We start from the raw sequence: 1,911 nt of genomic DNA on the forward strand, positions 1-1,911 counted from the left end.
GAAAGACCAAGGGTTCCAGGGTCAAGCTAATCTTCCCTGGGTAAGTCGGGACCTAAGGCGAGGCCGACAGGCGTAGTCGATGGACAACGGGTTGATATTCCCGTACCGGCGAAGAACCGCCCAAGCTAATCCAGTGGTGCTAAGCGCCCGAAACCATCCATCGTCACCTTCGGGTGACACCGGGTGGTGGAGCGCGCGACCCCATGCTGGTGCGGTTAGCGTATTAACAGGTGTGACGCAGGAAGGTAGCCCAAGCCAGGCGATGGTAGTCCTGGTGCAAGTGCGTAGGCCGGGGGATAGGCAAATCCGTCCCCCATTCAGGCTGAGACACGATGCGGATAAAAAGTGGGTGATCCTATGCTGCCGAGAAAAGCATCGACGCGAGGTTCCAGCCGCCCGTACCCCAAACCGACTCAGGTGGTCAGGTAGAGAATACCAAGGAGATCGAGAGAATCGTGGTTAAGGAACTCGGCAAAATGCCCCCGTAACTTCGGGAGAAGGGGGGCCATCGACGTATTAGGACTTGCTCCGAAAGCGTTTGGTGGCCGCAGAGACCAGTGGGTAGCGACTGTTTATTAAAAACACAGGTCCGTGCCAAGTCGCAAGACGATGTATACGGACTGACGCCTGCCCGGTGCCGGAAGGTTAAGAGGACCGGTTAGCCGCAAGGCGAAGCTGAGAATTTAAGCCCCGGTAAACGGCGGTGGTAACTATAACCATCCTAAGGTAGCGAAATTCCTTGTCGGGTAAGTTCCGACCTGCACGAATGGCGTAACGACTTCCCAACTGTCTCAACCGCGAACTCGGCGAAATTGCATTACGAGTAAAGATGCTCGTTACGCGCAGCAGGACGGAAAGACCCCGTGACCTTTACTACAGCTTGGTATTGGTGTTCGGTGTGGCTTGTGTAGGATAGGTGGGAGACTTTGAAGCGGTGACGCCAGTTACCGTGGAGTCGTTGTTGAAATACCACTCTGGTCACTCTGGATATCTAACTTCGAACCGTGATCCGGTTCAGGGACAGTGCCTGGTGGGTAGTTTAACTGGGGCGGTTGCCTCCCAAAAAGTAACGGAGGCGCCCAAAGGTTCCCTCAACCTGGTTGGCAATCAGGTGGCGAGTGTAAGTGCACAAGGGAGCTTGACTGTGAGACTGACAGGTCGAGCAGGGACGAAAGTCGGGACTAGTGATCCGGCAGTGGCTTGTGGAAGCGCTGTCGCTCAACGGATAAAAGGTACCTCGGGGATAACAGGCTGATCTTGCCCAAGAGTCCATATCGACGGCATGGTTTGGCACCTCGATGTCGGCTCGTCGCATCCTGGGGCTGGAGTAGGTCCCAAGGGTTGGGCTGTTCGCCCATTAAAGCGGTACGCGAGCTGGGTTTAGAACGTCGTGAGACAGTTCGGTCCCTATCCGCTGCGCGCGTAGGAAGTTTGAGAGGATCTGACCCTAGTACGAGAGGACCGGGTTGGACGAACCTCTGGTGTGTCAGTTGTTCCGCCAGGAGCACCGCTGATTAGCTACGTTCGGGATGGATAACCGCTGAAAGCATCTAAGCGGGAAGCCGGCCTCAAGATGAGACTTCCATACCTTCGGGTGAGAGGCTCCCAGCCAGACTACTGGGTTGATAGGCCAGATGTGGAAGTGCAGCAATGCATGCAGCTGACTGGTACTAATAAGCCGATGACTTGATAACACCTCGCCTTCTGGCGATGCTACGCGTCCACTGAGTGGTTCTCGATGTACGGTCGAGAACAACAGCAACTTCATAGTGTGCTAGATAGTTCGAAACATCGAAAAGTGTTTCGGCGGTCATAGCGAGAGGGAAACGCCCGGTCACATTCCGAACCCGGAAGCTAAGCCTCTCAGCGCCGATGGTACTGCAGGGGGGACCCTGTGGGAGAGTAGGACAC

The 1,911-nt window shown here is 55.6% G+C and carries 2 rRNA genes; both read left to right on the forward strand.

The window, feature by feature from the left end:
- Positions 1–1,694: ribosomal RNA gene (locus ABD161_RS15655) — 23S ribosomal RNA — on the forward strand; the annotation flags it as partial.
- A gap of 108 nt (positions 1,695–1,802) precedes the next feature.
- Positions 1,803–1,911, forward strand: a 5S ribosomal RNA gene (rrf, locus tag ABD161_RS15660); the annotation flags it as partial.

The organism is Microbacterium paludicola, assembly GCF_039529675.1.
Classification (GTDB): domain Bacteria; phylum Actinomycetota; class Actinomycetes; order Actinomycetales; family Microbacteriaceae; genus Microbacterium; species Microbacterium paludicola.